At 71.6% G+C, this 24,845-nt stretch carries 23 protein-coding genes and 1 pseudogene; 12 read left to right on the forward strand and 12 right to left on the reverse strand.

Annotated features, from left to right (window positions below):
* The first annotated feature begins 202 nt into the window (after window positions 1–202).
* Complete coding sequence (locus tag BLS56_RS31795; RefSeq protein ID WP_175483048.1) at window positions 203–1,408, forward strand: GGDEF domain-containing protein; 1,206 nt, start codon at window positions 203–205, stop codon at window positions 1,406–1,408.
* An 816-nt stretch (window positions 1,409–2,224) separates the two neighbouring features.
* On the opposite strand, the gene BLS56_RS25945 is transcribed toward BLS56_RS31795, so the two are convergent.
* From BLS56_RS25945 to BLS56_RS25955, 3 genes are all read right to left on the reverse strand, one after another.
* Window positions 2,225–3,019 carry a DUF4184 family protein gene (locus BLS56_RS25945; RefSeq protein WP_091455993.1) on the reverse strand — a complete coding sequence of 265 codons (795 nt, stop codon included), beginning with the start codon at window positions 3,017–3,019 and terminating at the stop codon, window positions 2,225–2,227.
* Between the two features lie 57 nt (window positions 3,020–3,076).
* Complete coding sequence (locus tag BLS56_RS25950) at window positions 3,077–3,274, reverse strand: hypothetical protein (RefSeq protein WP_091455996.1); 198 nt, start codon at window positions 3,272–3,274, stop codon at window positions 3,077–3,079.
* 257 nt (window positions 3,275–3,531) lie between these two features.
* The gene (locus tag BLS56_RS25955; RefSeq protein WP_091455999.1) at window positions 3,532–5,379 is read right to left on the reverse strand and encodes a DUF2339 domain-containing protein; all 1,848 of its coding nucleotides are present in this window, start codon (window positions 5,377–5,379) and stop codon (window positions 3,532–3,534) included.
* Window positions 5,380–5,511: 132 nt separating this feature from the next.
* Here BLS56_RS25955 and BLS56_RS25960 point away from each other — a divergent pair, with 132 nt between their 5' ends.
* The 6 genes from BLS56_RS25960 to BLS56_RS25985 all read left to right on the forward strand — a co-directional run bounded on the left by BLS56_RS25960 (window position 5,512) and on the right by BLS56_RS25985 (window position 14,780).
* Window positions 5,512–7,119, forward strand: a complete 1,608-nt coding sequence (locus BLS56_RS25960; RefSeq protein WP_091456068.1) for a TIGR02677 family protein — start codon at window positions 5,512–5,514, stop codon at window positions 7,117–7,119.
* Window positions 7,116–8,321: a TIGR02678 family protein gene (locus BLS56_RS25965; RefSeq protein WP_228771937.1), complete on the forward strand. Its 1,206-nt coding sequence runs from the start codon at window positions 7,116–7,118 to the stop codon at window positions 8,319–8,321. The genes BLS56_RS25960 and BLS56_RS25965 overlap by 4 nt, the downstream gene beginning before the upstream one ends.
* Window positions 8,318–12,430, forward strand: coding sequence for a TIGR02680 family protein (locus tag BLS56_RS25970; protein WP_091456000.1), 4,113 nt, complete (start codon window positions 8,318–8,320; stop codon window positions 12,428–12,430). Before BLS56_RS25965 ends, BLS56_RS25970 begins: the two co-directional genes overlap by 4 nt.
* Window positions 12,427–13,671 (forward strand): TIGR02679 family protein, encoded by a 1,245-nt coding sequence (locus BLS56_RS25975; RefSeq protein WP_091456003.1) that lies wholly within the window; start codon window positions 12,427–12,429, stop codon window positions 13,669–13,671. Before BLS56_RS25970 ends, BLS56_RS25975 begins: the two co-directional genes overlap by 4 nt.
* 46 nt (window positions 13,672–13,717) lie before the next feature.
* Complete coding sequence (locus BLS56_RS25980; RefSeq protein WP_091456005.1) at window positions 13,718–14,080, forward strand: DUF2203 domain-containing protein; 363 nt, start codon at window positions 13,718–13,720, stop codon at window positions 14,078–14,080.
* 193 nt (window positions 14,081–14,273) lie between these two features.
* The gene (locus BLS56_RS25985) at window positions 14,274–14,780 is read left to right on the forward strand and encodes an NUDIX domain-containing protein (protein ID WP_228771938.1); all 507 of its coding nucleotides are present in this window, start codon (window positions 14,274–14,276) and stop codon (window positions 14,778–14,780) included.
* Window positions 14,781–14,787: 7 nt separating this feature from the next.
* Here the strand turns inward: BLS56_RS25985 and BLS56_RS25990 are convergent, their stop codons facing one another.
* Both BLS56_RS25990 and BLS56_RS25995 read right to left on the reverse strand, forming a co-directional pair.
* Window positions 14,788–15,990, reverse strand: coding sequence for an acyl-CoA dehydrogenase family protein (locus BLS56_RS25990; RefSeq protein ID WP_091456007.1), 1,203 nt, complete (start codon window positions 15,988–15,990; stop codon window positions 14,788–14,790).
* A complete protein-coding gene (locus BLS56_RS25995; protein WP_091456010.1) occupies window positions 15,987–16,757 on the reverse strand; it encodes a DapH/DapD/GlmU-related protein in 771 nt (256 codons plus the stop codon). Before BLS56_RS25995 ends, BLS56_RS25990 begins: the two co-directional genes overlap by 4 nt.
* Before the next feature lie 184 nt (window positions 16,758–16,941).
* Here BLS56_RS25995 and BLS56_RS26000 point away from each other — a divergent pair, with 184 nt between their 5' ends.
* The gene (locus tag BLS56_RS26000) at window positions 16,942–18,306 is read left to right on the forward strand and encodes a helix-turn-helix domain-containing protein (protein WP_091456011.1); all 1,365 of its coding nucleotides are present in this window, start codon (window positions 16,942–16,944) and stop codon (window positions 18,304–18,306) included.
* Between the two features lie 23 nt (window positions 18,307–18,329).
* Here BLS56_RS26000 and BLS56_RS26005 read toward each other — a convergent pair whose 3' ends face one another.
* The 3 genes from BLS56_RS26005 to BLS56_RS26015 form a co-directional block, all read right to left on the reverse strand.
* Window positions 18,330–18,530: a hypothetical protein gene (locus BLS56_RS26005; protein WP_091456014.1), complete on the reverse strand. Its 201-nt coding sequence runs from the start codon at window positions 18,528–18,530 to the stop codon at window positions 18,330–18,332.
* A gap of 703 nt (window positions 18,531–19,233) precedes the next feature.
* Window positions 19,234–19,428 (reverse strand): DUF397 domain-containing protein, encoded by a 195-nt coding sequence (locus tag BLS56_RS26010; RefSeq protein WP_091456016.1) that lies wholly within the window; start codon window positions 19,426–19,428, stop codon window positions 19,234–19,236.
* Window positions 19,425–20,306, reverse strand: coding sequence for a helix-turn-helix domain-containing protein (locus BLS56_RS26015; RefSeq protein WP_228771939.1), 882 nt, complete (start codon window positions 20,304–20,306; stop codon window positions 19,425–19,427). The genes BLS56_RS26010 and BLS56_RS26015 overlap by 4 nt, the downstream gene beginning before the upstream one ends.
* 294 nt (window positions 20,307–20,600) lie before the next feature.
* Between BLS56_RS26015 and BLS56_RS32565 the strand changes: the two genes are divergently transcribed.
* From BLS56_RS32565 to BLS56_RS26030, 4 genes and pseudogenes are all read left to right on the forward strand, one after another.
* Window positions 20,601–21,206: a hypothetical protein gene (locus BLS56_RS32565; protein ID WP_228771940.1), complete on the forward strand. Its 606-nt coding sequence runs from the start codon at window positions 20,601–20,603 to the stop codon at window positions 21,204–21,206.
* Window positions 21,207–21,359: 153 nt separating this feature from the next.
* Window positions 21,360–21,856: pseudogene (locus BLS56_RS26025) on the forward strand (pyridoxal phosphate-dependent aminotransferase).
* The gene (locus BLS56_RS32835) at window positions 21,853–21,978 is read left to right on the forward strand and encodes a hypothetical protein (protein WP_267463947.1); all 126 of its coding nucleotides are present in this window, start codon (window positions 21,853–21,855) and stop codon (window positions 21,976–21,978) included. The pseudogene BLS56_RS26025 and the gene BLS56_RS32835 overlap by 4 nt, the downstream one beginning before the upstream one ends.
* Window positions 21,979–22,004: 26 nt before the next feature.
* Entirely contained in the window at window positions 22,005–22,298 is a 294-nt protein-coding gene (locus BLS56_RS26030) for an aminotransferase class I/II-fold pyridoxal phosphate-dependent enzyme (protein WP_091456022.1), read from the forward strand.
* Between the two features lie 8 nt (window positions 22,299–22,306).
* Here the strand turns inward: BLS56_RS26030 and BLS56_RS26035 are convergent, their stop codons facing one another.
* From BLS56_RS26035 to BLS56_RS32570, 4 genes are all read right to left on the reverse strand, one after another.
* On the reverse strand, window positions 22,307–23,236 hold the full coding sequence (locus BLS56_RS26035; RefSeq protein ID WP_091456024.1) for a glycosyl hydrolase family 18 protein: 930 nt from the start codon (window positions 23,234–23,236) through the stop codon (window positions 22,307–22,309).
* Window positions 23,237–23,912: 676 nt separating this feature from the next.
* Window positions 23,913–24,332 (reverse strand): hypothetical protein, encoded by a 420-nt coding sequence (locus tag BLS56_RS30970; RefSeq protein WP_139191004.1) that lies wholly within the window; start codon window positions 24,330–24,332, stop codon window positions 23,913–23,915.
* Between the two features lie 2 nt (window positions 24,333–24,334).
* Window positions 24,335–24,607 (reverse strand): NucA/NucB deoxyribonuclease domain-containing protein, encoded by a 273-nt coding sequence (locus tag BLS56_RS33125; RefSeq protein WP_407640553.1) that lies wholly within the window; start codon window positions 24,605–24,607, stop codon window positions 24,335–24,337.
* 26 nt (window positions 24,608–24,633) lie between these two features.
* The coding region (locus BLS56_RS32570; RefSeq protein WP_228771942.1) for a hypothetical protein at window positions 24,634–24,845 on the reverse strand (212 nt) is incomplete at its 5' end.

Here is a 24,845-nt window from a genome sequence, read left to right on the forward strand (position 1 = left end):
TGCACCGGGAACACCTCCTCGCGACAGCACGCATCCCGATGCCGCGCACGCCCGGACCCACGGTGGGGACGTTCGCGGGCGAGGATTGCGGCGGCTCCGGTCACGGCTCAGTGTGACGGACTCACTGCGCAGTGAACACCCTTCGTTGTTCTCCGTACGACGTTGGGGACTCTGGACGCTTCCCCGTCCGGCGCGACGGTATGTGATCGCCTTCGAGGCGATCACGGTGGTCGCGGTCGTGTTGACCGCGTTCACCGACCCGCCCGCCGCGGCGATGGATTGGCGCAGGCTCGCGGTCCTCGTCGGCGCGGGCGCGGTGCATCTGTGGTTGTCCCGGCGCACGGAGGAAACCAGGCGCGACAGCGGGCCAGGCCCGCATATGGATACCAGTGTTGTCTGGATCCTGCCCGCCATGGTGCTGCTGCCCGCCTGGATGGCGGTGGCGTCAATGCTGCTCTTGCGCGTCCAGCTTTATCTGGTCGCCCGCAGGCCGCTTTATCGTTACACCTTCGGAACGGCGGGCATCCTGCTCGCCGCATTGGCTTCGCTGTGGATAATTCGGGTATCCGGGGTCGACGTCACCGCCGCTTTCGGCGCGCGTGAGGCCTTGGTCCTCGCGTTGGCCGGAATGACGTACTTCTTGGTCAACGCGATCGCCATCGGCGGCGTCATCGCCCTGTCCACCCCGCAGCCGACCTGGACCGCGGTCGCGGGCACCCGCCGCGACAACGCGATGGCCGCGCTCACCGTGTGCCTCGGCGCGCTGGCCGCCATCGCCATCGCGCACGCCTGGCTGGCGCCGCTGTTCCTGGTGCCGCTGCTGTGCGCGCTGGACTGGGGCGCCCTGCAAATCGAGAACCTGCGCGGCGACGCCCGCACCGACCACAAGACCCAGCTGCTGAACTCCCGCGGCTGGCACGAGCAGGCGGGCCGCGAGATCGCCCGCGCCCGCCGCCAGCACTCCATGCTGGCGGTGGCGGTGCTCGACCTGGACTACTTCAAACAGGTCAACGACACCTGGGGACACCCGGCAGGCGACGCCGTGCTGCGCGCTGTCGGCGCGGTCCTGCGCGAGACGACCCGAAAGGGCGACGTCGTCGGCCGCTTCGGCGGCGAGGAGTTCGTCCTGCTGCTCCCCGACACCGACGCCGCCCAAGCCACCGTGGTCGCCGAACGCGTCCGCATGGGCGTCGCGGCGATGAACGTGGCCGCCACCGACAAGCGCGGCCAACCGGTACTGATCACCGGCCGCACGACGTCGATCGGCGTCGCCGCGGGCCCCGGCAGCACAGCGGAACTGGAGACGCTGCTGCGCTGGGCCGACGCCGCGGTCTACGAGGCCAAGAGCGGCGGCCGCGACCAGGTCCGCCTCGCCGAGCCGCCCACCAGCGACCACCCCGCTCCCTGACCACAACGGAACCCGCACCGACCCGGAAAACCCACCCACACGGGGGAGGCTCACCCGCGCGGGGGAGGCTCCGTTCGGCGGTATGAGACCTTCACCAGCCCGGCGGGGAGTGCGGGGGACGACCCGTCCAGTGGTGGGGAAGTCCTGTTGCCGTGGCGGGGCGTCCACTCGGTCGGGTTTCGGCGGCCGGGAAGCTGGGTTCGGTGAGGAGAGCCAACCTCCCGGAAGTGCGGTTCGATGGCGGGGCAAGGTTCGACCGGAGGGCGAAGTCCTACTCCCCCGGGGGAAGCCCCCAGACGCCTCCGGCCTCGCCGCCCTGATAGCCGCCCAGGGGAAAGCCGTACCTGCCCGGAGGAAGCCCGCCTGAAGAAGGTGCCGTACGGCGGCGAAGAAAGACCCGTTCGGCGGCAAGGGACGGCCTGCCCGGCGGCGGGAAAAGGTCCGTGCGGCGGGAGAACCCTCACCCGGAAGTGGGAGAGGGCCGGTGCCAGCCGTCGGACGGCTTCGACAGCGCGTCGCACCGGCCGCGGCGCTGATGAGGACGGTGCGGGTGCGCGGGCCGGGTGCTCGCGCGGACCCGGCAGTGGTCCTCCCCCTGGGCGAGCCAGCTGTTCTCGGTGTGCCGTGGGTGCCCGCGAGCGGACGGGTCGGTGTGGTTTCGAGGGTGGGCAGGGGGCGTGGAAGCGCACGGGTCTTGGTCATGCTTCATGTCTATCGACGCAGGTCAGCGAGTTAAAGAGGCGCGCTGAACCTGTGGACGAACGCGGGCTATGTGGATAACCGCCGCCGCCTGCCGGGCGAGATCGGGTATAAGCCTCACCCGCGTGCCCGGCGCAGCAGGCCGTAGCCGACCAGGGCCACGAACACGCCGGTCACGATCCCGATCGACGCCCTGACCATGCCCACCGTCACCTGCGTCTCGCTCGGGGCTGTCCCGGCCGCCATGGTGTGCGCCATGGTCAGCACCGTCTGGTCGGCCACTCCGGCCATGGTGGTCAGGGCGTTGACCGCGGCCAGGACCACGCCCGTGCCGAGCACCGCGCACACCACCACCCACGGGCGCTTCGGCGGGGCGTACTCAGGCGGGACGGTCTCGGCGGGGGTCGCCCGGCGCAGGGCGCGCGCCGACCACCACACGATGAGCGCGATGCCGAGCACGCTGCTCAGCAGTTGGAGGAAGTGGTAGCGCGGCATCCCGACCCACAGCCACTCCCGCAGCGCGGGGACCTGCCGCACGATCCAGCCGTCGTGGTGGGTGCACGCGTCCCACACCAGGTGGGTCGCGCCACCCACCAGCACCGACGCCACCGTCGCGACCCCCAGCCGCGGCGGTGTGGCGAACGGCACGAGGCGGGCCCGTGCCCAGGCGGGGGCCAGGGGGAGCGCGGCGGGGACCACGAAGGCGTGGAACACCGCGAGCAGCGCCAGCGCCACCGGCAGGTCGATCACGACCAGGCCCCACCAGGTGTGCGTCCGCTCGTCCACTCCGGGGCGCAGGGCCACGAAGTACAGCAGGTCCGGGGACATGGACCCGAAGACGAGCGCGGACCCGACCAGCGGCCGCCGGACGAACGGCAGCACGGCCGCGGCGTGGGACAGCGTGTAGGGCATGGCGCAACCCTGGCGCGCGGGGCGCTGGCGGTGGTGGACGTCCGGTGGAGATCCTGGTCAGACCGGGGGGACGATCCCGGGGAAGTGGCCCACCGTCTCGCAGTGCGGGCAGGGACGGCCATTGTCGACGGTGCGGGGCGCGCCGCCGATGATCGCCAGTTTCGGGTCGGCGACCATGCCACCGCCCCCGCAGTACTGGCACACCGTGTGCACCTCGGCTGGGACGTCGAGTTCGGACTCGTCGCTGTCGTCCATCACCCTCCTCGACCGGGCCTGCAAGCAGCCGATCCTGCCACTGCGGCCGGGTGCGGCCAACGCGGGCCACCCCCCGTCCGGGGTGGCCCGCGCCGCGGGCGGCGACCGGCCCGGCCGGACGCGCCGACCACCCGATCGTGCCCGTGCCACGGCGCCCGGGATGGTCCGGGCGGCGGTGTCGGTCTTCGGCAGTGTCGATCTTTCCGCACGGTGGTTCCGCTCGAAAGTGCTCGGCGTTCCCGTTTGTTGCCATCAGGTCACTTCTGCCGCACACCGGCCGGTTCGGCACTGTCCTGACGGGTGGTGACCAGGCGCGCGTAGCGGGTCCCGGCGGCCAGCAGGATGAGACCGGCGCCGAGGAACGCCGTCACCCTGGCCATGCCGTCCAGTGTGGCCAGGTCGAACAGCACCAGCTTGAGCACCGCCGCGCCGACCAGCACCAGACCGGTCATCTGCGCGGCCACAGTGACGCGGCGGATGCCGCGGATCAGCAGCACCAGCGCCGCGACCGCCCAGGACACGGTGACTGCCGCGTGCCCGGCCAGGAAGCCGGTCCGGTCGGGCAGGAGCAGCAGCGCGCAGCACAGCAGCGCCCCGGCCGCCCCGTACAGAGCGGCCACCCCCGCGGCCACCCAGGGCGCCAGGTTCTTCGACGGCGCGGGAAACACCCCGAGCCGAACGGCGACCCAGGCCAGCGTGATCGCGAACCCGAGGATCAGCACGGCCACCACGGCGCCGCCCGCGAGGTCGGCAGGGGAATGCGTGTCGAACCGCAGCAGCAGCGCGGGCGGCAGGTCGCGGGCGAGCGCGAAGCCGCAGCCGATGGCGCCGAACCCGATCGCCCCGGCCAACCCGACGCGCCTGCCGGTCGTCCACAGCGCGACCAGCGCGAGCGCGATCGCCTCACCGAGCAGCACCGTCGCCACGGCCCGCCCGTCGAACCAGGTCAGCGTCGCTTCCAGGACCGCGACCAGACCCACCGCGGCGGCGACGTCGCCCGCGTGGCCGGGCAGCAGTCGTCCCGCCGCCCACAGGCCCAGCAGCGGGACCGCCACCCCGCCCGCGACCAGGACGGACGAGGGCTTCGCGAGGAACAGCGCCGCGAACAGCGCGGGCGCCGCCGCCGCGGCCAGCAGGGCGAGCACGGCCGGTTCGTCGACCCGTCGGCGCAGCTGGACCAGCGCCAGGGCGATCCCCACCGCGCCCGCGCCGAGCGCGGTGAAGGTCGCGGGCCAGTCGCCCTGGGTCAGCGCCGTGCACACCACCGAGGCGAACAGCGGCGGCACCCCCGCCGAGATCGCGACCGCCGTCCAGCCGCGCCGCGCCTGCGCTGGCGCCGTGGCCACCTGGACAGCCAGCAGGAACGTCACCAGCTCCGGGGTGAACCCGCGGGTGATCATCGGCGCGCACACCGCGCAGCCCACCACCACGGCCGCGCCGAGCGTCTCCGAATCCCACCGCGCGGCCAGCCACAGCCCCCCGACGGCGACGGCCAACCCGAACCCCAACCCGAGGGCTGTCGGTAGAAACCCGTACAGCGTCGTCGCCGCGACCACGGCCAGATACAGCGTCGCGATCCCGGTCGCGGCGAGCGCGAGCGCCCCCGTCCGACCCGAGGGGGAGCGGTGCAGCCACATCCCGGTCCCGACCAGCGCGAGCCCGAACGCCGCGCCGCCGAGCACCCGGGGCAGCGGCCCCAGCCACCCGCGCTGCACCGCGAGGACGAGCAGCAGCACGATGCCCAGCAGGGTGACCGCCGCGCCCACCCAGGCGAGCAGCCTACTGCCCGCGCCCTCCCGCCCGAGCCGCTCGACCAGGGACGGGCCCGCACCGCCGGGGGCCATGGGCTGCCACTGGCCCATGGTCGGCGTTGGCGCCTGTGGCCCCGGCTGGGCAAGCGGAAACCCTTGGGGTGGTTGGGGTTGATCTTGCGGAAAGGGCTGGCCCGGCGGCAGCGGCGCGGCCTGCCACCCGGGCGGGTTCGGCGCGGGCGCGGCCTGGTCGGCCCGCAGGTCCCGCAACTCGGCGCCGACTCGCGTGAGACGGCGCCCCAACTCGTCTATTTCCCCGGCGAGCCGAAGGAGCGGATCTGCCTGCGTTGACATGGGCCAAGGATGGGCCACGGACACCCCTGGGCTGATGCGTAGCACTACTCAAATCCTGGTGTCGGTTCAGAGATCGCGGTATGGCGGCGGGTGGTGGCGGGCCGGTCGGCGCGGGCAGCGACAATGGTCGCCATGATTACGGGCCCCGCGTCTCAGGAAGCCCAATCCCGGCAACCGTTCGCGCACCTCAGCGCGCCCAACGCGGCGCTTTACCGGGAAGTGCTCACGACGTTCGCCCGCGCGCGTGACCGGTTCATCGTCCATCTGCGTCCCGAGGACGTGGCGGCCGACCTCGGCAGGCCCGGCGACACCGAGCAGGTGGGCGCCGCGCTCGACCAGCTTGTCGGGTGGGGCAACCTGCGTGCCGACCCGGACACCGGCCGCGTCACCACCGTCGCGGACTTCCACCGGGCCCGGTACCTCTACCAGCTCACCGTCGCTGGGCAGGCGGCGGAAGAGGCCATCGCGGTCTACGAGGAAGCCATCGGCAGGCGGGGTGTTCTCCAGTCGGTCGCGCTGGCCGACATCGCCGGGCAGCTGCGGGCGCTGGCCGAGGTCGCGGCCGCGGACCCCGACGACCTGGACCCGGCGAAGCTGCACCTGCTGCTGCTCGGGCTGGCGGACCGGTTCACCGGCCTGGCCGACAACGCGCAGGCGTTCATGGCGTCGCTGCGCCGGGTGATCGACTTCTCCGACGGCGACGTGGCCGCGTTCGTCGCGTACAAGCAGCGGCTCATCGACTACATCAACCGGTTCATCGCCGACCTGGCGAACCGGGGGGCGGAGATCGCGACGCTGCTCGGCCGGATCGACGCACTCGGCGTCGACCGGCTGCTGATGGCGGCCGCGGCCCGCGAGGCCGCCGACGCGGTGCCCGACCTGCCCGAACCGGGCGGCGACCAGCCAGGCGAACCCGGCGCCGACGACCACGCGGGCACGCTCGCCGCCGCGCTCGACGGGTGGCGCAACCGGTGGCGCGGTCTGCACGACTGGTTCATTTCCGCGGGCACGGGCCGGCCGTCGCAGGCACGCCTGCTGCGCGGCGCGGCGGTCACCGCGATCACCCAGCTCATCGACACCGTGACCGCGCTCAACGAGCGCCGTTCCGGCCGCTCGGACCGGTCCGCGGACTTCCGGGCGCTGGCCCGCTGGTTCGCCGAGACGCCCGACGACGACGCGGCGCACCGGCTCTGGCGGGTGGCGTTCGGCCTCACCCCGGCACGGCACCTGACGGTCACCCAGCCCACTCTTGCCGCGTGGGAGGACGAGGAGCCCTCCCCGGCCACGCCGTGGCGGGACGCGCCAGCGGTGCGCATCAGCCCGCAGCTTCAGCGGACGGGCTCGTATGAGCGCCGGGGCAAGCCCAACCAGGTCGCCGACCGCCAGGAGCAGCGGCGGCTGCTGGTCGCGCACGCCGAGCGGGAAGCGGCGGAGGTCGCGCTGGCGCGGCAGCGGCTGGTCACCGCGGGGCCGGTTCGCCTGTCCGACCTCGATGTGCTCGACAGCCGCGCCTTCCGGTTGTTCCTCGGCCTGCTCGGCGACGCGCTTTCCGCGCGGCGGCCTGGTGACACCGAGGTCAAGACGACCACCAGCGACGGCACGATGGAGATCCGGTTGTCGCTGGTCCCCGGCGGCGGCGTCGTCGAAATCGACACCGAGGACGGTGTGCTGCGCGGTCCGGAGCACGTCATCGACATCACTGACCTGACCGGCCTAGGCGCGCCCGGGGAGGTCGCGTGAGCCTGGTGACCACGTCCGCCGAGGCGGTGGCGCAGCGGCGCAAAGCGTTGCGCGCCTTGCTGCTCAAGCCGCTGCTGGTCGCGGGCGCGGACGACGAGACGATCCGGCTGGTCCGCAAGCACGCGCCTGAGCTGCGTGACTGGCTGGCCCAGGAGACCGGGTGGCGGTTGCAGGTCGACACCGACTCCGTTCGGCTGTTCAAGTCCGCGCCGGAGAACACCGACGGCACCCATCCCGCCCGGGACGGCCGCGCCAAGCCGCCGTTCGGCAGGCGCCGGTATGTGCTGCTGTGCCTGGCGCTGGCGGTCCTGGAACGCGCGGACGCCCAGATCACCCTGGGGCGGCTGGCCGAGGGCGTGCTCAACGCCGTCGCCGAGCCCGACCTGGCAGACGCGGGGGTCTCGTTCACCCTCGGCCGCCGCGACGAGCGGTCCGACCTGGTCGCCGTGGTGCGCCTGCTGCTCGACTGGGGCGTGCTCGACCGCGTCGCGGGCGAGGAGAACGCGTACCTCTCCGACACCGGCGACGTGCTCTACGACGTGCGGCGCCGCGTGCTCGCCGCCTTGCTCACCGGGCAGCGCGGCCCGTCGACGGTCACGGCGACCGGTTTCGAGCGGCGGCTCGCGGCGCTGACAGAAGAGCCGGTGCCCGACACCGACGACCTGCGCAACCGCGCCCTGCGCCACCGGCTCACGCGCAGGCTCCTCGATGACCCGGTGGTCTACTACGACGAGCTTTCCGAAGACGAACGCGCCTATCTCGTCGGCCAGCGGCACGCGATCACCCGGCGCGTTTCCGAGGCCACCGGGCTGGTTCCCGAGATGCGCGCGGAAGGCGTCGCCATGGTCGACCCGGACGACGAGCTGACCGACGTGCGGATGCCGGAGCAGGGCACCGACGGCCACCTCACCCTCCTGGTCGCCGCGTACCTGGCGGGCAAAGCGGCCCCGGTCACGGTCGACGCCCTGCTCGCGCACGTGCGGACCCTCGCGGTCAAGCACAAGGGGCACTGGCGCAAGGGAGTCACCGAACCGGGCGCGGACGCCGAATTGCTGGAGACCGCGCTGGTGAAGCTGAGAGCCCTGCGGCTGGTGACCGTCACCCCCGGCGAGCCGCCGGTGATCGCGCCGAGGCCCGCGATCGCCCGGTACGCCGTCGACCCGCCCACGATCCGCGACCGAGCGAAGGACAAGCCCCGGTGACCCACCAGCAAACCGTCGAGCCGCGAACCCGCCGGTGGCAGCCGCTGCGCGCGGGGCTGGTCGACCTCTTCTACTACGACGTCGAAGAGTTCCACTTCCACGACGGCAGGCTGCTGTTGCGCGGCAACAACGGAACCGGCAAGTCCAAGGTGCTCGCCTTGACGCTGCCGTTCCTGCTCGACGGGGAACTGGCGCCGCACCGCGTGGAACCCGACGGCGACCGCAACAAGCGGATGGAGTGGAACCTGCTGCTCGGCGGCAAGCACCCGAACACCGAGCGGCTGGGCTACACCTGGCTGGAGTTCGGGCGCCTGCGCGCCGACGGGACCGCCGAGTACCGGACCCTGGGCTGCGGGCTCAAGGCGGTCGCCGGACGCGGCATCGCGCGCCACTGGTTTTTCGTGACCTCCCAACGGGTCGGCGTCGAGCTGTCGCTGATCAGCCCGACCAGGGTCGCGCTCACCCGGGAACGGCTGCGGGACGCCGTCGACGGGCGCGGCACGGTCTACGACACGGCGACCGAGTACCGGCGGGCGGTTGACGAGGCGCTGTTCGGGTTGGGCACGCACCGGTACGAGGCGTTGGTGAACCTGCTCATCCAGTTGCGGCAGCCGCAGTTGTCCAAGCGCCCGGACGAGAAGCTGCTGTCGCGGGCGCTGACCGAGGCGCTGCCGCCGTTGGACCCTGCGCTGGTCGCCACGGTGGCCGAGGCGTTCCGCGGGCTCGACGAGGAACGCGAAGCGCTGCGGGGGCTGACCGAGGCGAAGTCCGCCGCGGAAGCCTTTCTCGGCCACTACCGCCGTTACGCGCGTATCGCGGCGAAGCGCTGGGCGGAGCCGCCGCGCCGCGCGCACAGCCGGTACGAGAAGCTGAGCGCGGAACTCGGCGCGGCCGAGGTCGACCACGCGGCCGCGGTCGAGGCTTTCACCACGGCGCAACGGGCTTTGGTCGAACTCGCCGATGAGCGCACGCGGTTGCTGGCCCGGCGGCAGGCGCTACAGGACAGCCCGAGGATGCGCGACGCCGAGAAACTGGCCGAGGCCCGCGCGGACGCCGACCGGCTGAAGCGGTTCGCCGAGTCCAGGGAACGGGACCGGCTGACCGCGCTGACCTCGTTGCGGCGCAGGGAAACCCAGCTTCACGCGGCCGAGCGGGAAGCCGAGAGCGACCGGGCGGGCTTCGAGTCGGCCCGGGGGGCCGCCGAGCGGGCCGCCGCCGATGCCCGGGTCGTCGGCGCACACGCGGGCGTCATGGTCGAGTTCGACGCGGCCGAGCCGCCGTACACCGCGGTTGCCCGCGCCGGTGAGGACCTGGCCGACCGGCAGGTCCGCGCGATATCCGAACTCGACCGCCTGCTTGTCGCCGTCGGCAAGGCCGACGACGCGCTCCGCGTCGCCCGTGACCACGTCGACCGGGTCACCGGCGAGCAGCAGGCCGCGGTGGAGCGGATCACCGACGCCGAGCGCGTGGTCACCGAAGCGGGGCGTGACCTCGTGGCGGCGTGCGCGGCGTATCTGGCGGACGCGCGCTTCGACGTGTCCGATGTGGACGGTGTGCTGGCCACGCTTGAGGGGTGGGTCGACACCCTCGACGGAGTCAACCCGGTCACCGCCGCCGTGGACGAGGCGGTGTCGCGGGCGACCGCGGACTTGGGCAGGCGGCAGGCGGAAATCGACGCCGAGCGGACCGCCACCGGGGCCCGGATCGACGCGATCACCGCCGAGATGGACCGGCTGGAAAGCGGTGGCCACGACGGGCCGCCACTGCCGGTCACCCGGAATCCGCTGGTGCGCCAAGGGCGTCCCGGCGCTCCGCTGTGGCGGGTTGTCGACTTCGTCCCCGGACTGTCCGAACAGGACAGGGCGGGTCTGGAGGCGGCGCTGGAGGCGGCGGGCGTGCTCGACGCCTGGGTCACCCCCGACGGCGAACTGCGCGACGCGGTGACCGGCGACGTGCTTGTGCTGCCCAGGGAAACCGCGCCCGGCGGCGGGCTGACCTCGGTGCTCGCGCCCGCGGTCGACCGGGCGGACGACCAGGCCGCCGCGCTCACCGACGACGCGGTTACGGCGGTGCTCCGCGCCATCGGACTGGGACCCGGCGCGGCGACCTGGGTCCAGGCCGACGGCCGCTTCTCGATCGGCGTGCTCACCGGCGCGTGGCGCAAGGACACCGCGGCCTACATCGGCGAGGGCGCCCGCGAGGCCGCCCGCCGCGCCCGCCTCGCGGAACTGCGCGCCGAACACGCCGTGCTGCGCGCCCGCGCGGAAGAACTGGCCGAGGCGGCGGCGGACGTGGTGGCACGGCTGGCCGAGTTGGCCGCCGAACGCCAGGCGCTGCCCACGGACAGCGGCGTGCGGGAGGCCCATGTCCGGCTCGCGGGCGAACACGAGGCCAAACGCGGGGTCGACCTGCGGTTGGCCGAGGCCGTGAGCGCCGCGAGCGCCCGCGCGGACGCCGCCCGCGCCGCCCGCGAACGCGCCGACGAGTTCGCGGGCGACGTCGGATTGCCCGCGGAACAAGGCGAACTCGCCGAGATCCGCGCCGCGCTCGGTGAATACCGGGTCACCCTGGCGAAACTGTGGCCCGCGGCCAAGGCTGCGTGGCGGGCCGAGTCCGCGGTGGGCGAGGCCCGTGCCGAACTCGCGGTGGCGGCCGAAGCGCACGTCTCGGCCGAGGAGCAGGCCGAGGAGGCGAGCGGCAAGGCGATGGTCGCCGCCGAGCGGTTGAGTGTCCTGGTGGACAGCGCGGGCGCGGGCGTCGAGCAGTTGTTCGCCGAAATCGACGCCGTGAACGGGGAGCTGGCCGACTGCGACTCCCGGGAGAAACGGGGTCGGGCCGAGGAAAGCCGGGCGGCTGAGGAACGGGGCAAGGCGATCGGGCGGCAGGAGACCCTGCGCGCGGAGATCGCGGTCGTGACGGGCGAGCGGGACCGGGCCATCGCCGACCTGCGCGCCTTCGCCGCCACCGGCCTGCTCGGCACCGCCCTGGCAGGCGTTCTGTCCGATGTGGACGTTCCAGATCCGGGGGTCGACTGGGCGCCCACCCCCGCGGTGGCGTTGGCTCGCGCGATCAACGCCGCCCTCGATGACGTCGACGCCGGAGAACGCCCGTGGGAGCTGATCCAGCAGCGGGTGTCCGGCGAGCACAAGCTGCTCACCGACGCGCTGTCCCGGCACGGCCATTCCGTCGGCCTGACAGTCCACAATGGAGTGATCGTGGTCGATGTGCGGTTCCAGGGCCGAACCCAGGACATCCCGACCCTGGTCGACGCGCTCGCGGCCGAGACCGAGCAGCGCGGCGTGCTGCTGTCCGCCAAGGAACGGGAAATCCTGGAGAACCACCTCGTCAACGAGGTCGCGGGCACCCTCCAGGAGTTGATCACCGGCGCGGAAGAGCAGGTCCAGGCCATCAACGCCGACCTGGAAGCGCGGCCCACCTCAACCGGGATGCGCCTGCGGCTGCACTGGCGCACCGCCAAGGCCGCGCCCGACGGCCTCGACCGGGTGCGCGACCGGCTGCTCCGCCAGACCGCGGACGCGTGGAGCCCAGCCGACCGCGCCCTGGTCGGCGCGTTCCTCCAGGAGCAGATCAGCCGCGAGCACGCCGACGACGCCGGGGGCGGCTGGGTCGAGCAGCTGACCAGGGCGCTGGACTACCGCTCCTGGCACGAGTTCGCGATCCAGCGGCACCAGGACGGCCAGTGGCGGCCCGCCGCGGGCCCCGCGTCCGGCGGCGAACGGGTGCTGGCCGCGTCGGTGCCGCTGTTCGCCGCCGCATCGTCGTTCTACAGCTCCGCTGGCAACCCGGACGCGCCGCGGCTGATCGCGCTGGACGAGGCGTTCGCCGGGGTCGACGACGACTCGCGGGCCAAGTGCCTCGGGCTGCTCGCGTCGTTCGACCTGGACGTGGTGATGACCAGTGAGCGGGAATGGGGCTGCTACCCGCAGGTCCCCGGCCTCGCGATCGCCCAGCTCGCCCGCCGGGAAGGCATCGACGCCGTGCTGGTCACCCCGTGGCGCTGGGACGGCCGGAACCGGGTCCAGGCGCCCCGGCCGGTTCCGCTGCCTCCCGCGCCACCGGCTGAGCCGACCGGGACGCTGTTCGAGTGACCGACACCGAGCGCCTGCGCAGGTTGCTGGGCAAGCCGGATCTCGCCTGGCTGCTCGCCCGCCTGCGCCGACGCCTGGAACTGGGCCAGCCGCTGGCAGGCACGGTCACGTTGTCCACGGCCACGCCGGACCAGCGCAGAGCGGTCGAACTGCTGCTGGGCAGGCGCGCGGGCCGGGGAACCTCGGTGTCGGTCTCCCTGGACGACCTCGACACCATGCTCCGGGAGAGCGGAGCCGCGCCCACCGGCCTGGCCGACGCCGTCCGCGCCGTCCTCGGCGACATCCCGGACCGCGCGGGACGGCAGGCCCAGGCCAGGGCGGCGTGGTCCGCCGCGCACGCGCCCCTTGACGAGCTGGTCGACCAGCGCCCGGCGTTGCGCCCGTGGCGGGAGTGGCTGGACAGCACCGGCCTGGTGCGCAGGTTAACCGCGGACCCGACGGCCGCCGCGTCCCTGTTGGCGGACGCGGCGCGCGTGCTGGCCGCGCTGCCCGCCGCCGGGCTCGCCTTGGGCAGGCTCGCCGCCGCGGCCGTCGGCGACGCCCACGCCCTCGATGACGGCCGCCCGCTCGCGACGCTCGTCCTGTCCGCGGCCCGGGTGCTCATGGGCTCCGCCCCGGGCGGCGGCGGCACCGCCGCGGACCGCCGTGCCGCGTGGGCCGCTGTCGGCGTGCACCTGGACGAGTTGTCGTCGTCGGTGCTCTGCGTCGGCCTGCCGGGCGGAACCGGCTCGGCCACCGCGCGCATCCTCGCGCTGGCAGGGGAAGCGGGCGAACCAAGCCTGCTGACCCTGCGCCAGCTGCGACCGGGCTTGGGCGTCGGCGACCGACTGGTGTGGCTCTGCGAGAACCCGATCGTCGTCGCCACCGCGGCCGACGAGCTGGGACCGCGCTGCCCGCCGCTGGTCTGCCTCAACGGCCAACCGTCGACGGCCGTGACCCGCCTCCTGGGTTTTCTCGCCGAGGAAGGCGCCCGTTTCACCTACCACGGCGACTTCGACTGGGGCGGCCTGCGCATCGCCAACACCCTGGCCGGGCACATCCCGTGGCGGCCTTGGCGGTTCGACGCCCCCGCGTACCAGCAAGCGCTTGCGCGCGTGCCGGGAGCAGGCATCCTGACCGGCAGGCCCGTTTCGGCCAGCTGGGACCCCGACCTGGCCCCGGCGATGAGCCACGCGGGCCGCCAAGTCGAGGAGGAACTGCTGCTCCCGGACCTGATCGCCGACTTGGCTGCCGCCCGGTAACCGGGTCGTCCTGGGAAGAACCGCGCGGCGGTGAGATCCTGGGCAGATGCTGTTCACTGTCGCCGAAGCCAAGGCCGAGTTCGAGCGGTTGCGGCCGGTGCTGGCCGAGATCGTGGCGGTGCGGGCGGACGCGGCGGAGTTGGCCGCCGCGTTGGAGCCGGGGGCGCGACCGAGCGGGTTGGGTGGGCTGCCGGAGTTCAAGGCGGCGCAGGCGCGGCTGGACGAGTTGATGACGCTGGTGCAGCGGACCGGGGCGGACCTCAAGGGCTTCGCGCCGCTGCTGGTGGACTTTCCCAGCGAGATCGACGGGGTGGCGGTGCTGCTGTGCTGGCTGGAGGGTGAGCCGGACCTGGGCTGGTACCACCGGGCCGACCTCGGCTTCGCCGGGCGCAGGCGGTTGGGGGAATAGCGGTTCATCCCACCGGGCACGGAATGTGGAATAGACCGGCGGGCAAGGTGAAGTCACTGGCAGGTCGACATCGTCAAGATCATCGACTGGCGAGTGCGTTGGTGACTCGACCAGGCTTGACCGCACTCCCACCTCAGCAGGGCGACGGGTGGACGGTGCCCCGGTCACCAGTCCGGTGGCTAGGGTGCTTTGGGTGACCGGATCTCCGAGCAACGCCGAAGTCCTGCCCGTCGAGCAGTACGTCGCCACCCTGGCGCGCAAGCGGATGGCCGCCGGGATCTTGTTCCGCGACCGCGCGGACCGGGTGCTGCTGCTGGAGCCGTCGTACAAGCCGAACTGGGAGATCCCGGGCGGCGCGGTGGAGGCCGACGAGTCGCCGTGGGCGACCGCGTCCCGGGAGTTGGTCGAGGAGCTGGGGCTGGACCGGCCGTTGGGCAGGTTGTTGGTGGTCGATTACGTCCGCCCGCAGGATTCTCGGCCTGAGGGTGTGGTGTTCGTCTTCGACGGCGGCGTCTTGGGCGAGACCGACCTGGTCGGTTTGGTGTTCGGCGACGGGGAGATCGTCTCCGCTGGGTTCCACACGATCGACCAGGCCAGGACCAAGGTGAAGCCGCTGCTCGCCGACCGGCTCACCGTCGCGGTCGAAGCGGCCCGCCAAGGCGTGACCGCCCTGTGCGAGCACGGCGTCCGGGTCGCCTGAACCCGGCTCAGCCCGCGGCCTCGACCGGGGCGGTCTGCACCTCCGGTGTGTCTTGGCGTGGGGCGGGGACGGCGACCGGTGTCGTGGTGTGGTGTCGCCCGGCGCTGCGGTAGAGGCTGTCGTGGATGCCGTCGGCGAACAGCAGCCCGGCCAGGTCCCGGCGGGTTTTCGCGATCGGCGAATCGTGGCGGAACCCGGCAGCACCGACCAGCAGGGCCAGCTCGGCGGCTGCGGCGTGGGCGGTGTCGACGCCGTGCGCTTTCGTTGCCGCACCCCAGGTTTCAGCGGCATGGTGGCCTTGTTCGGCGAGGTGCTCGGCGACAGCGCAGCCCATCAGCGCGGTGGCGAGTTGGGCGTGGGCGCGGCCGATGGTGATCAGCGCGTTGTCCCGGGTCCGGTCGATGTCGCGGGCGGCCAGCGCGGTGGTGACGGTGTCGAACACCGCGGACGCGCCGCCGATCGCCGTGGCGGTCACCCACGGCCGGTAGACGGCGAAGTGCTCGCGCAGCAACGCCATCGCGTCGCCGATCAGGACGTCGTCGGGGTGCACGCGGACCTGGTGCAGGTCGAGGACACCCCAGCTCCACCCGGCCAGCCCGGACGGCAGGACCGGGGTGCGCCGCAGCCCGGGGTCGGTGGCGTCGACAGCGGCCACGGCCAAGCGGCCGTGCGGGTCGCGGAAGAACACGACGAACACCAAGGCCTCGGTCAGGCGGCTGATCCAGCACTTGCGGCCGCTGAGCAGCCACCACCCGTCGGTGCCCGCCACGGCGTGGGTGCGGGTCTCGGTGACTCGGGTGCCGCCGTGCGGCTCGGTGATCGCGACCCCGGCCAGTTCCCCGGCGAGCAGCCGGGGCAGCCACCGGGCCCGGGTCGGGGCGGTGCCGTGGCGGGCGATGAGCCTGGCGTGGCCCAGGCCCGTGGCGTCACGCAGGTCGATGTCGCGGTAGCCGCACACAAACTGGGCCAGAAGCTGCCACAGCGGCGGCTGGTCGCCGAACCCGCCCTCGGCGACCAGCACGCGCCGGACCTGGCGGAGCCGGTGGCTGCGCTCGGGCCCAGGTGGCAGATCTGGGCTGACCGGGTGGGCGGCGAGGACATCGTCGAGTGCCGCGTCCAGCTCATCGAGTCGCGTCCAGTCGACGGTGCCTGCCGGGTCGAGGACACCGCGCAGCGGGTTCAGCCATAGCCCGATCGCCTCGCCGGTCACCGGGCCACCACCTGGCCGTGGACGCGGGCAGGGTGGCCGTAGGCGATCGCTCCGGCCGGGATGTCGCGGGTGATCAGCGACCCGCCGCCGACCAGCGCCCCGGTGCCCACGGTGATCCCGCCGAGCACCACGCACGCGGTGCCGACTTTGGCACCCGCCTCGAACCTCGGCGGCACCAGCACCGGCTCGCGGTCCGGGTCGCGCCAGGTCAGCGTCTTGTCGTTGATGGTGCGCACCCCTGCACCGAGGAACACCCGGTCGCCGATCAGGGTGGAGCTGGTGATGTGCGAGCCGGGCGAGCAGCGCACATCCCGCCCGATCCGGGTGGCCCGCTCGACGGTGAGGTGGTGCCCGAGCAGGCTGCCCGCGCCGATCGTGACGGCGCTGCGCAGCAGCGTGTGGTGCCCGACCAGCACCCGGGCACCCAGCTCGACCCCGGCGTAGACGACCGCACCGGCTCGCAGCACCACCTGATCGCCGATGGTCGTGGCCGCGCCCGCGCCCGGGTAGGTCTGGCCGACGGCGTAGCCGAGTTCCGGCTTGCCCACGACCACGTGCGCCTCGACCCGTGCGTCCTGACCGATCGTCGTGCCGCCGTGGAGCACGGCGAACGCCTCGATCACCGCCCCCGCCCCGATCCGGACCGGCCGTGACACACCTTCCTCGTCGGCGGGCACGAACACCGCTCGCGGGCTGATCCGGGCGTCGTCATCGGCGTGCAGCAGGCCTGCCGCCAACAGTTCGGCCGCGGTGAACTCCGTGGACATCGTCGCCTCCCTTCGGCGGCTTCCGGGTTGGTGCCGCCGATGATCACGGTCCTGGGAGCGGATGTGTTGACACCACAAGGTTTGCGTCCTTCGGGAGCTGGTTGCGAAGGCCGCAAACCCCTCGCACCCAGCGTGTTCACCCGGTTACGCTGGCAGGTCCCACGCTTGAGCAAGGGACACGGCGATGGACGACGTCACGGACCCGATTTGGCGCAGCGGCCCGGTTCAAGCGGCGCTCGCCTCCGGCGATCTGGGGGCCATCGTGCGCGCGGTGCGCGAGGCCCACCACCTCACCCTGGCCGAACTCGGGGCCCGCTGTGGCTACTCCACCTCCACCGTGTCCCGGCTCGAGACCGGGCGCCAGCCGCTGCGCGACGTGAAGGTGCTGCGCAGCCTCGCCGACGCCCTCGGCATCCCCGCCCATCTGCTGGGGTTGGCCGACACGGGCGCGCGGACCGTGCCGATCCCGTCACCCGCCGCTAGGGTCAGGGCCATCCTTCGGCCGGACGAGGAGACCGACCCGATGCGCCGACGCACACTGCTCGCTGGCTTGGGCGGACTGGCCGGGTCCACCATCCTCGGCACCCCCACCGCGGCCGCCGCCGACCCGCTCGCGGCGCTGGAAGCGACCCTGCTCGACCCGCCGCCCACCGCCCCCGTGCCCGAAGCTCTGGCGCGGCTGGGCCGCGACGTCGCCGCCGCCCGTGAGGTGTTCCAGCAGGGCCGATACGCCCGCGTCGCCGCCGCCTTGCCGCGGTTGCTGCCCACCGCGATCGCCGCGCACACCCACCGCCCCGGCGGGCAGCACACCGCGCAGCTCGCCGAGCTCTACACGCTGAGCACCGAACTGCTGGTCAAGGTCGGCCATGACCATCTCGCCTGGACCACCGCCGACCGGGCCCTGCAGGCCGCCTACGCCAGCGGCGACATTCTTACCGCGGCGACCGCCCGCCGCGCCTGGGGCATGGTGCTGCGCCGCGCGGGCCGCGCCGAGACCGCCCACCGCCTCGTCATCGACACCGCAGCGGACCTGCAATCCGAATCCGGCCGCGACAACGCCGAGCACCTGGCGGTCTACGGGTCGCTGCTGTCCACCGCCGCTTACACCGCGGCCACCAGCGGCGACCGCGACACCGCGCACACCCTCATCGGCGAAGCCACCGACGCCGCCTGCCGCATCGGTGGCGACACCAACCACCGCGGCATCGCGTTCGGGCACACCGGCGTCGACCTCTACCGCATCAGCATCGCCCGCGCCCTGGGCGACCCCGGCACCGCGATCGACATCGCCGCCCGCATCAACACCGCCGCCATCCCCACCATCGAGCGACGCGGCCAGTACTGGACCGACGTCGCCCGCGCCTACCACCAGTGGGGCAAACCCGAACACTGCTACCGGGCCCTGCTCGCCGCCGAAGCCGCCACACCGGACGAAGTCCGCCACCGCGGGCACATCCAACAGATCACCGGCACCCTGCTGCGCCACCCGGCCACAGCCGCACTGCCTGGGTTGCGGGCGTTCGCGGGCCGTGTCGGCATCGACGCCTGAGCGGCAAAAGGCAACGGGGCCGGTTACGAGGCGGGCTGAGTACTGCGTTCGGGGTTCAGCACATCGCCCAGGCCGGTACGGGTGATCACGACGGCGATCGTCCATTGGTCGCAGGCGTGGATCGCCCACTGCGCGTCGATGTCGAGCTCCAAGCCGAGTTCGGCGCACCCGGCGGCTGCCACGCGCAGCGAGTCGAAGCCCATTCCGTACGGGTAGTGCACCACCGCGACCAGTTCGCCGTCGCGCTACCACTGGTCGAGGTGATCCCGACCTGCCATCGCCCGAGCCCCCCGGCTCGCACATTCCTGGCCAGCATCTACCGCGCCCACGGCCCGGGGCGACAGGGTCGCGTTTCCGTATGTCGTCGCCGCCAAGCCTGCTCAGGTCGAGATGCTGGTCGACCTCGCGCTACGCAGCCCGGGGACAACCGGACCGCACAACAGGGTGAACGTCTACGTCTGGGATCGGCCGGTCGGCATGGGTCTGGGGTGCCGCCGCGCCGATGGCTTCAGGTGGGGTTCTCCGGCGAGTTCGGTGGCGCGCTCTTTTCCGACGAAACCAGGCCCGAAGGTGCGGACTGGGCTTGGCTGGCGCTACGGCCTGAGCCAGTCCCGGGCCCGCCGCTCGCCTACTTCAGCTAGGAGGGCCAAGTCCAGTTCCCGGCTGGGGCGATCATGCCCTTGGACGAGCTACGCGACGTCATCATCCAATGGGCCACAACCGGAGCGCGTTCCCTGGCTCGCCGTGAACGCCGCAAGGTGTGAGCTTGATGGGGCCGGAGACGTGGTGGGCTAGGGGGCTGCCGGAAGGTTGGTCGCTGGGTTAATCGCAAGCTGGCCTGTCCTGTGAGCCTGGGTGGCTTGCCGAACTACCGGATTGCCGCGTAGACCCCGGTCGGCGGTGCGGGCGGGGTCTACGCGGGTGAAGTCAGGCGTTCAGGGTGCGGACGAAGGTGTCCCACTGGTGGGTGCCGAAGAGCAGCACCGATTCTGTGCCGCCCAGTTTGCTGTCGCGGGTCGCGATCTCGCCGTCGCCCAGGAAGGCCACCTCGACGCACTCACCGTCGCCGGCGCTCCGGCTGCTCTTGAACCAGCGGGCGTCGGCCAGCTTGTCACTGCTCATTGTTGCTGCATCTCCCTTGCCACTTTGGCGATGTAGTTCACGGACTCCACCTCGCTCATCGAGGCTTCCCAGATGCCCGCGAACGCCTCACTGTAGCGCTCGATCTCGTGCGGCTGCTCCAGGAAGAGCGACCCGGTGTAACCCTCGACGTAGACCGTGGATGGTTCGGAGGGAGCGCCGTTCGCCACGGTCGGGAAGTCCAGCTTGATGAACGGGCCGGTCCTGGCACCCTGGTGGAAACCAGCGGAATAGGGCATCACCCGAATTGCCACGTTGTTGCGCTGGCTCATCACGACGAGATGCCGAAGCTGCTCGATCATCACCTCGATTCCACCGACCGGGCGATGCAGGACAGCCTCGTTGAGCACGATCTTCACCCACAGTGGACCCAGTGTCCGGGACATCAGCACTTGCCTGGCCATGCGAAGCTGCACCTGCGACTCGACCCGCTCTGGGGCCGTGCAAGCCTCGATCGCAGCGCGGGCATAGCGCTCGGTCTGGAGCAGACCCGGCACCAACTCCGTCCAGTAGCCCTCCAAGCTGACCGCCGCGTCTTCGAGACCGATGTAGAGATCCAAGTAGTCGGGGATGGCGTCGCTGTAGCTCACCCACCAACTGTTCGCCCTGGTCTCCTTGGCCAGCGCCATGAGAGCGGCGGTGGTCTCCGCCGGAGCACCGTAGTACTCGCACATCATCTTGACCTCATGGCTGCGCATGGACGTCATCCCGGACTCTATCCGCCACATCTTGGTCTCAGACCACTCGAAGTGCGTGGCCGAAGCCCGCACCGAGAACCGCCCCCTGCTCCGCAGATCCCGCAGGTAGCGGCCCAACTGGCGGCGTGCCACCGTCGACCCCGTCGCGCCCTCTTGAGACACCCTTCACCCCACCTCTCCCCGACGCCGGTCCTACATTCAGAATGAAAGACTCACGCGTTCGATACGAATGACAAATGTTGACAGGCCGTTACTCTATCGCGGAATGGATTGGGAAGTCTCGTCATTCCTTGTCCGCGTGTCGCCTGTCGGGGCCGTCCGACCAGCGGATTGACCGACCCGACCCGCCCGCACGGCGCCGAAGCACCACACGGGCAGTCGCCATCCTGCCCCGCGAGAAAGAAAAGCGAGAACCGGGTCGGGGAAAGCTCCGCCGGAACGCATCGGAAATCTTCCGTGCCACTTTCCCCGAAGACCGCCCTGACCTGCGGCAAGACGCCAACTATCGACCACCAACCGTCCACAGTGGGCACCAGCGGGCAGTTCTCGTGGCCCAGGGGGCCGCCGACCGACAGGCTCGTCTCGGCCACCGCTCGGCACATCGCGCCCGTTCGCGGCGGCGGGAGCCGAGTGCGTGCGGGTGCGGAGCGCGCCGGACCCGCCGGGGGCGAGTACGGGGTGGCCTTCGCCGACGTGCTCAGCGCGGCGCTGGGCGTGCCGACGAACGGGACCGCGCGCAGCCACATGCGCCGCGACAAGGCCGCGATGGTCGAGGCGGTGACCGCGGCCGGGCTGCGCGGGCAGCAGTCGCGGACCGCGGACGCCGCCGAACTGGCCGCGTGGCACCGCGCGCTCGGCGGGCGGATCGTGGTCAAGCCCAGCCGCAGCGCGGGCGGCGACGGAGTGTCGTTTGCGACATACCGAAACAGGCGTTGGCCGCGCTGCGGGCGATCACCGCCCGGCAGAACCTGTTCTCCGGGTTCGGCGCGACCGCGCTGGTCCAGTCCGCAGTGGACTACGCGGCCCGCCATCCGTCGCCGTGCCGCCCTGGGAGGAACATGATGCGCGCCAACCCCGCCGCCGAAACACTGCCCCGATCGGGCATCCGGGAAGTCATGGACATCGCGTTCGGCAGGCCGGCAGTGATCCGGCTGGAGGTCGGCGACCCGGACTTCCCCACCCCGCCGCACAATCGCCGAGGCCGCCGCCCGCGCGGTGGCCGACGGCGCGACGCACTACCCGCCCAACACGGGCCTGCCGTTCCTGCGGGCCGCGCTCGCGAAGAAAGTCGCCGCCCGCAACGGTTTCCCGCTCACACCGGACCGGATGGTCGTGACGCAGGGCGCGACCCAGGGCATCTTCGCCGCGCTGTCGGGCGACGAGGTCCTGGTTCCGGACCCGGCGTGGCCCAACCTGCTGATGATGACCCGGCTGTACCCGCTCAACGCGGAAACCCGGTTCCTGCCGGACGTCGCCGCGCTGAGCGCGCGCGTCACGCCGCGCACCCGGGTGCTCGTGGTCAACTCCCCGTCAAACCGATCGGGACCGTGGCAGACCGGGAGCGCGTCGCGGCGCTGGCCGAGTTCGCCCGCCGCCACGACCTGTGGCTGATCTCGGACGAGTGCTACGACGAGATCGTCTTCGACCTGCCCTGCACCAGCCCCGCCGTGTTCGCCCCCGAGCGGACGGCTTCTCCAAGACCTACGCCATGACCGGCTGGCGCATCGGCTACCTGGCCGTGCCGCCCGACGCCGTCGCCGCGGTGGCCAAGTGCCAGGAGACGATCGTGGCCTGCGTGAACGCCCCGCGCAGCACGCCGCGCACGCCGCCCTGACCGGGCCACAGGACTGCGTCGCGGACATGCTGGCGAGCTACCGGGCCCGGCGGGGCCTGGTGGCCAAGCACGCGGACGCCGCGGGCATCCCCATGCCCACCCCGGCGGGCGCGTTCCACGGCTGGCTCGACATCGGCCGCGCCGAGCCCGGTGCCGCCCGCGACTTCGCGCTGCGCCTGCCTGCCGAGGAACAGGTCGCGGTCGCCCCGGGCACCGCGTTCGGCCCGGGCGGCGAGGGCTACGTCCGCGTCTCCCTCGCCGCCGCCGAGGCCGACCTCGCCGAGGGGATGCGCCGCATCGGCCGCTTCCCGCGAGGCTGAGGCCGGGGTCAGTTCATCGCCTCCCGCACCGCGGCGTACCACGATTCCGGTCCTTTGCCCGTTTCGCCGACCGCGTTGAAGTATTCCCAGCCCGCGACGCCGCCGAAGTCGGAATACTGCCCGACGAGTTTCTTGAGCACCGGGACCAGATTGGGTATCGCGACGTAGCCCGCGCAGTTCGCCGGGTTCGTCACTGTTCCGGCGACCACCCGTGAGGGCTTGAAGCCGTTGTTGATGACCGCCTGGTAATCAGTGCTGCTCGCCAGGGTCCCCCAACCGCAGTAGAACTGCCCGATGTACCAGTCGATGTCGGCGCCCGTCGTCTCTTCGAGTTTCCGGTAATCGAACCCGCCGGAGAACTTGGTCTTTCCGCTGAGGTCGCTGGCCACCGGGACCAGAGTGATCAGGAAGTCGGGCCCGAAGTCGGCGCGCAGCGTGCGGATCAGTTTCTGGGTGTCGGCCAGCGAGAACTCCTCCTCGATGTCGATATCGACGCCGTCGAGGTCGTAGGCGCGCAACACGTCCCTGAGCGCGCCGTAATAGAGGTCGAAATCCTCGTGCAGCCGCTTGTAGGTGCCTTGGGCCGCGCCCCCGAGCAGCATGATGACCTTCGCCGCATCGGGTCCCTGCCGCAGTTTGGCCAGGTCTTTCCACATCTGGTCGTACTTGGCATCGGACGGCGGATCGTCGTTGAGCGTGACTTTGCCGCCGTCGTTGAGATGCAGCGCCGCGACCTCGATATGGGTGGCCTTGCCCTTCAACTTCAGCGGCGACACATAGACCTTGCCTTGACTGCCAGCGACGAACTGGGTCTGGTAGAACGCGATGACCCGGTGTGGATCGGCGGCGGGAGTGGCGTGGCCCGCTGTCGCGGGCGTTACGGCCGCGGCCATGGCGAGCACGGTGGCGAGCAACAGTTTCGGGAAACGGAACGGCATCCTGGACCTCCTTTGGTCGTTTCTGACGATAGCCGGAAACTTTTGCCCGAATGAGTGGACTGCGATACCGTCGGGGGGACACTCGGATGCCACTCAAGGTCGACGTCGCGTCACCTTCCATCACCCGAACGCGGAAGTCGGGATGGGGTGTTCTCCCCAGATCAGGCGACCAGTCCGCACATGGCGGTCAATACCCTGGCCGCCGTTCCCCACCGAAGCTGACCGGCGACTGCGAAACTTTCGCTTCCCGTAGGCCGCTCGGCGCTATCCCGGCAGGTTCGGAATTGTTCGATCCGCACTATGAGAATGCGGAACGCATACCTCGCGAGCCTTGTCGGAACGACTTTGGCGGGTACGGCCATCGCCGCCCCCACGCAGGCGGCCGCCGATCAGTCGGAGCAGGAGCGGCACACCCGCCTCCCGCAAAAGCCGCCCGTTCCGCAGGCGCCTCTCACTTCAAGTGATCTCGTCGCTGTCCTGCGGGGTCGATGTCCTCGTCGGCGGAGGTCTCTACTGGGCCCTCGCGTGACTCCCATCGCGCTTATGTCTGGACCGTGCGCTGCCGAGTGTGGTCGGCAATCGGCAGCGGCAGCAACACGCGCAACTACGCAGACGGCCCCGTACGGGAACTACCGATCCGTACGGGGCCGCTGTCGGCCGAGTGATGAAACTCTGGTTACAGACCGTCCGGCAGGCGCGGGTCGGCGAGTTCCGGAAGGTGTACGAAGATCCGCCGGATGTTCTCGCTTTCGCTGCTGTCGACGGTAATCACCGTTCGCCAGTCCGCCTCATCTGGAAGGAACAGCACCGGTCGAGTCGGAACCTCGTCAGGAGGTGACACAACGAGCGTGCGCAGTCGCAGGGTTGCAGTGAACAGCACGATGGCATCGGGTGCCGGTACCTCATTCAGTACATCAACCACGACGTAATCGGACCGGTCCCCAGTCGCTACGAGCACTGTACTACGCGAGGCCGCATAGCCTCGATTCTCACTCTCGTTGTCCCACTCCGGCACGTCAGCCTCGGGGCCGGTCCGACCGTCACCGATGAAAATCTGAGAGAAACCCGGTATAAGCGGCACTCGAATGATCAGCATATTTATCCCTTGTAGTCACTCTCTGGTATCTGCCTGGCGTTCAATATCACAACCAGAAACTCGTCGCCAGGCTGAAGATTATTGGTGAGGTAAGTCGCGGTAACCGTTCCCCCTTGGCTTCTTTGCTCTCCCACGGGAACCCCGGCCGTGCTCGCGCCTTCCCCGCCTTCTGTGGTTGAGGCTAGGGTGGGTCGGGGCATGGCGCGTTGCCGGAATTGCTTCTGGTACGTTTCCATGCCCCGCCCGCCGAACCGGACGTGCGAGTTTCCCCGCATCCGGCTCTCCACAGCGTCTCGTTGGTTCACGCCGCGTTGCTGCTCCAGGGTGTGGGGATTTTCGCGCCTCGGTACCGGTAGCGCTTGGACGGTATCGAGGTCGGGTCGAACAAGGTGACCTCTCCTGCCCTGATTTCCCACTTGGTCGAGCCGGTGAAGGCCCGTGGGTGCAGTTTTCTCCACGACAGGCCCTTGTGGTGTTTCCGCAGCCATCGGCAGACCCGCAGCCACGAGTAGT

Origin of the sequence: Actinokineospora iranica (assembly GCF_900101685.1) — a bacterium.
In the GTDB taxonomy this organism is placed as follows: domain Bacteria; phylum Actinomycetota; class Actinomycetes; order Mycobacteriales; family Pseudonocardiaceae; genus Actinokineospora; species Actinokineospora iranica.

Coding starts and splice junctions, on each gene's coding strand:
- BLS56_RS25945 (WP_091455993.1), bottom strand. CDS start 3,019: ATGCCCTACACGCTGTCCCACGCCGCGGCCGTGCTGCCGTTCGTCCGG.
- BLS56_RS25950 (WP_091455996.1), bottom strand. CDS start 3,274: ATGGACGACAGCGACGAGTCCGAACTCGACGTCCCAGCCGAGGTGCAC.
- BLS56_RS25955 (WP_091455999.1), bottom strand. CDS start 5,379: ATGTCAACGCAGGCAGATCCGCTCCTTCGGCTCGCCGGGGAAATAGAC.
- BLS56_RS25960 (WP_091456068.1), top strand. CDS start 5,512: ATGATTACGGGCCCCGCGTCTCAGGAAGCCCAATCCCGGCAACCGTTC.
- BLS56_RS25980 (WP_091456005.1), top strand. CDS start 13,718: ATGCTGTTCACTGTCGCCGAAGCCAAGGCCGAGTTCGAGCGGTTGCGG.
- BLS56_RS25995 (WP_091456010.1), bottom strand. CDS start 16,757: ATGTCCACGGAGTTCACCGCGGCCGAACTGTTGGCGGCAGGCCTGCTG.
- BLS56_RS26000 (WP_091456011.1), top strand. CDS start 16,942: ATGGACGACGTCACGGACCCGATTTGGCGCAGCGGCCCGGTTCAAGCG.
- BLS56_RS26010 (WP_091456016.1), bottom strand. CDS start 19,428: ATGAGCAGTGACAAGCTGGCCGACGCCCGCTGGTTCAAGAGCAGCCGG.
- BLS56_RS32835 (WP_267463947.1), top strand. CDS start 21,853: ATGACCGGCTGGCGCATCGGCTACCTGGCCGTGCCGCCCGACGCCGTC.
- BLS56_RS26030 (WP_091456022.1), top strand. CDS start 22,005: ATGCTGGCGAGCTACCGGGCCCGGCGGGGCCTGGTGGCCAAGCACGCG.
- BLS56_RS26035 (WP_091456024.1), bottom strand. CDS start 23,236: ATGCCGTTCCGTTTCCCGAAACTGTTGCTCGCCACCGTGCTCGCCATG.
- BLS56_RS30970 (WP_139191004.1), bottom strand. CDS start 24,332: ATGCTGATCATTCGAGTGCCGCTTATACCGGGTTTCTCTCAGATTTTC.
- BLS56_RS33125 (WP_407640553.1), bottom strand. CDS start 24,607: ATGCGGGGAAACTCGCACGTCCGGTTCGGCGGGCGGGGCATGGAAACG.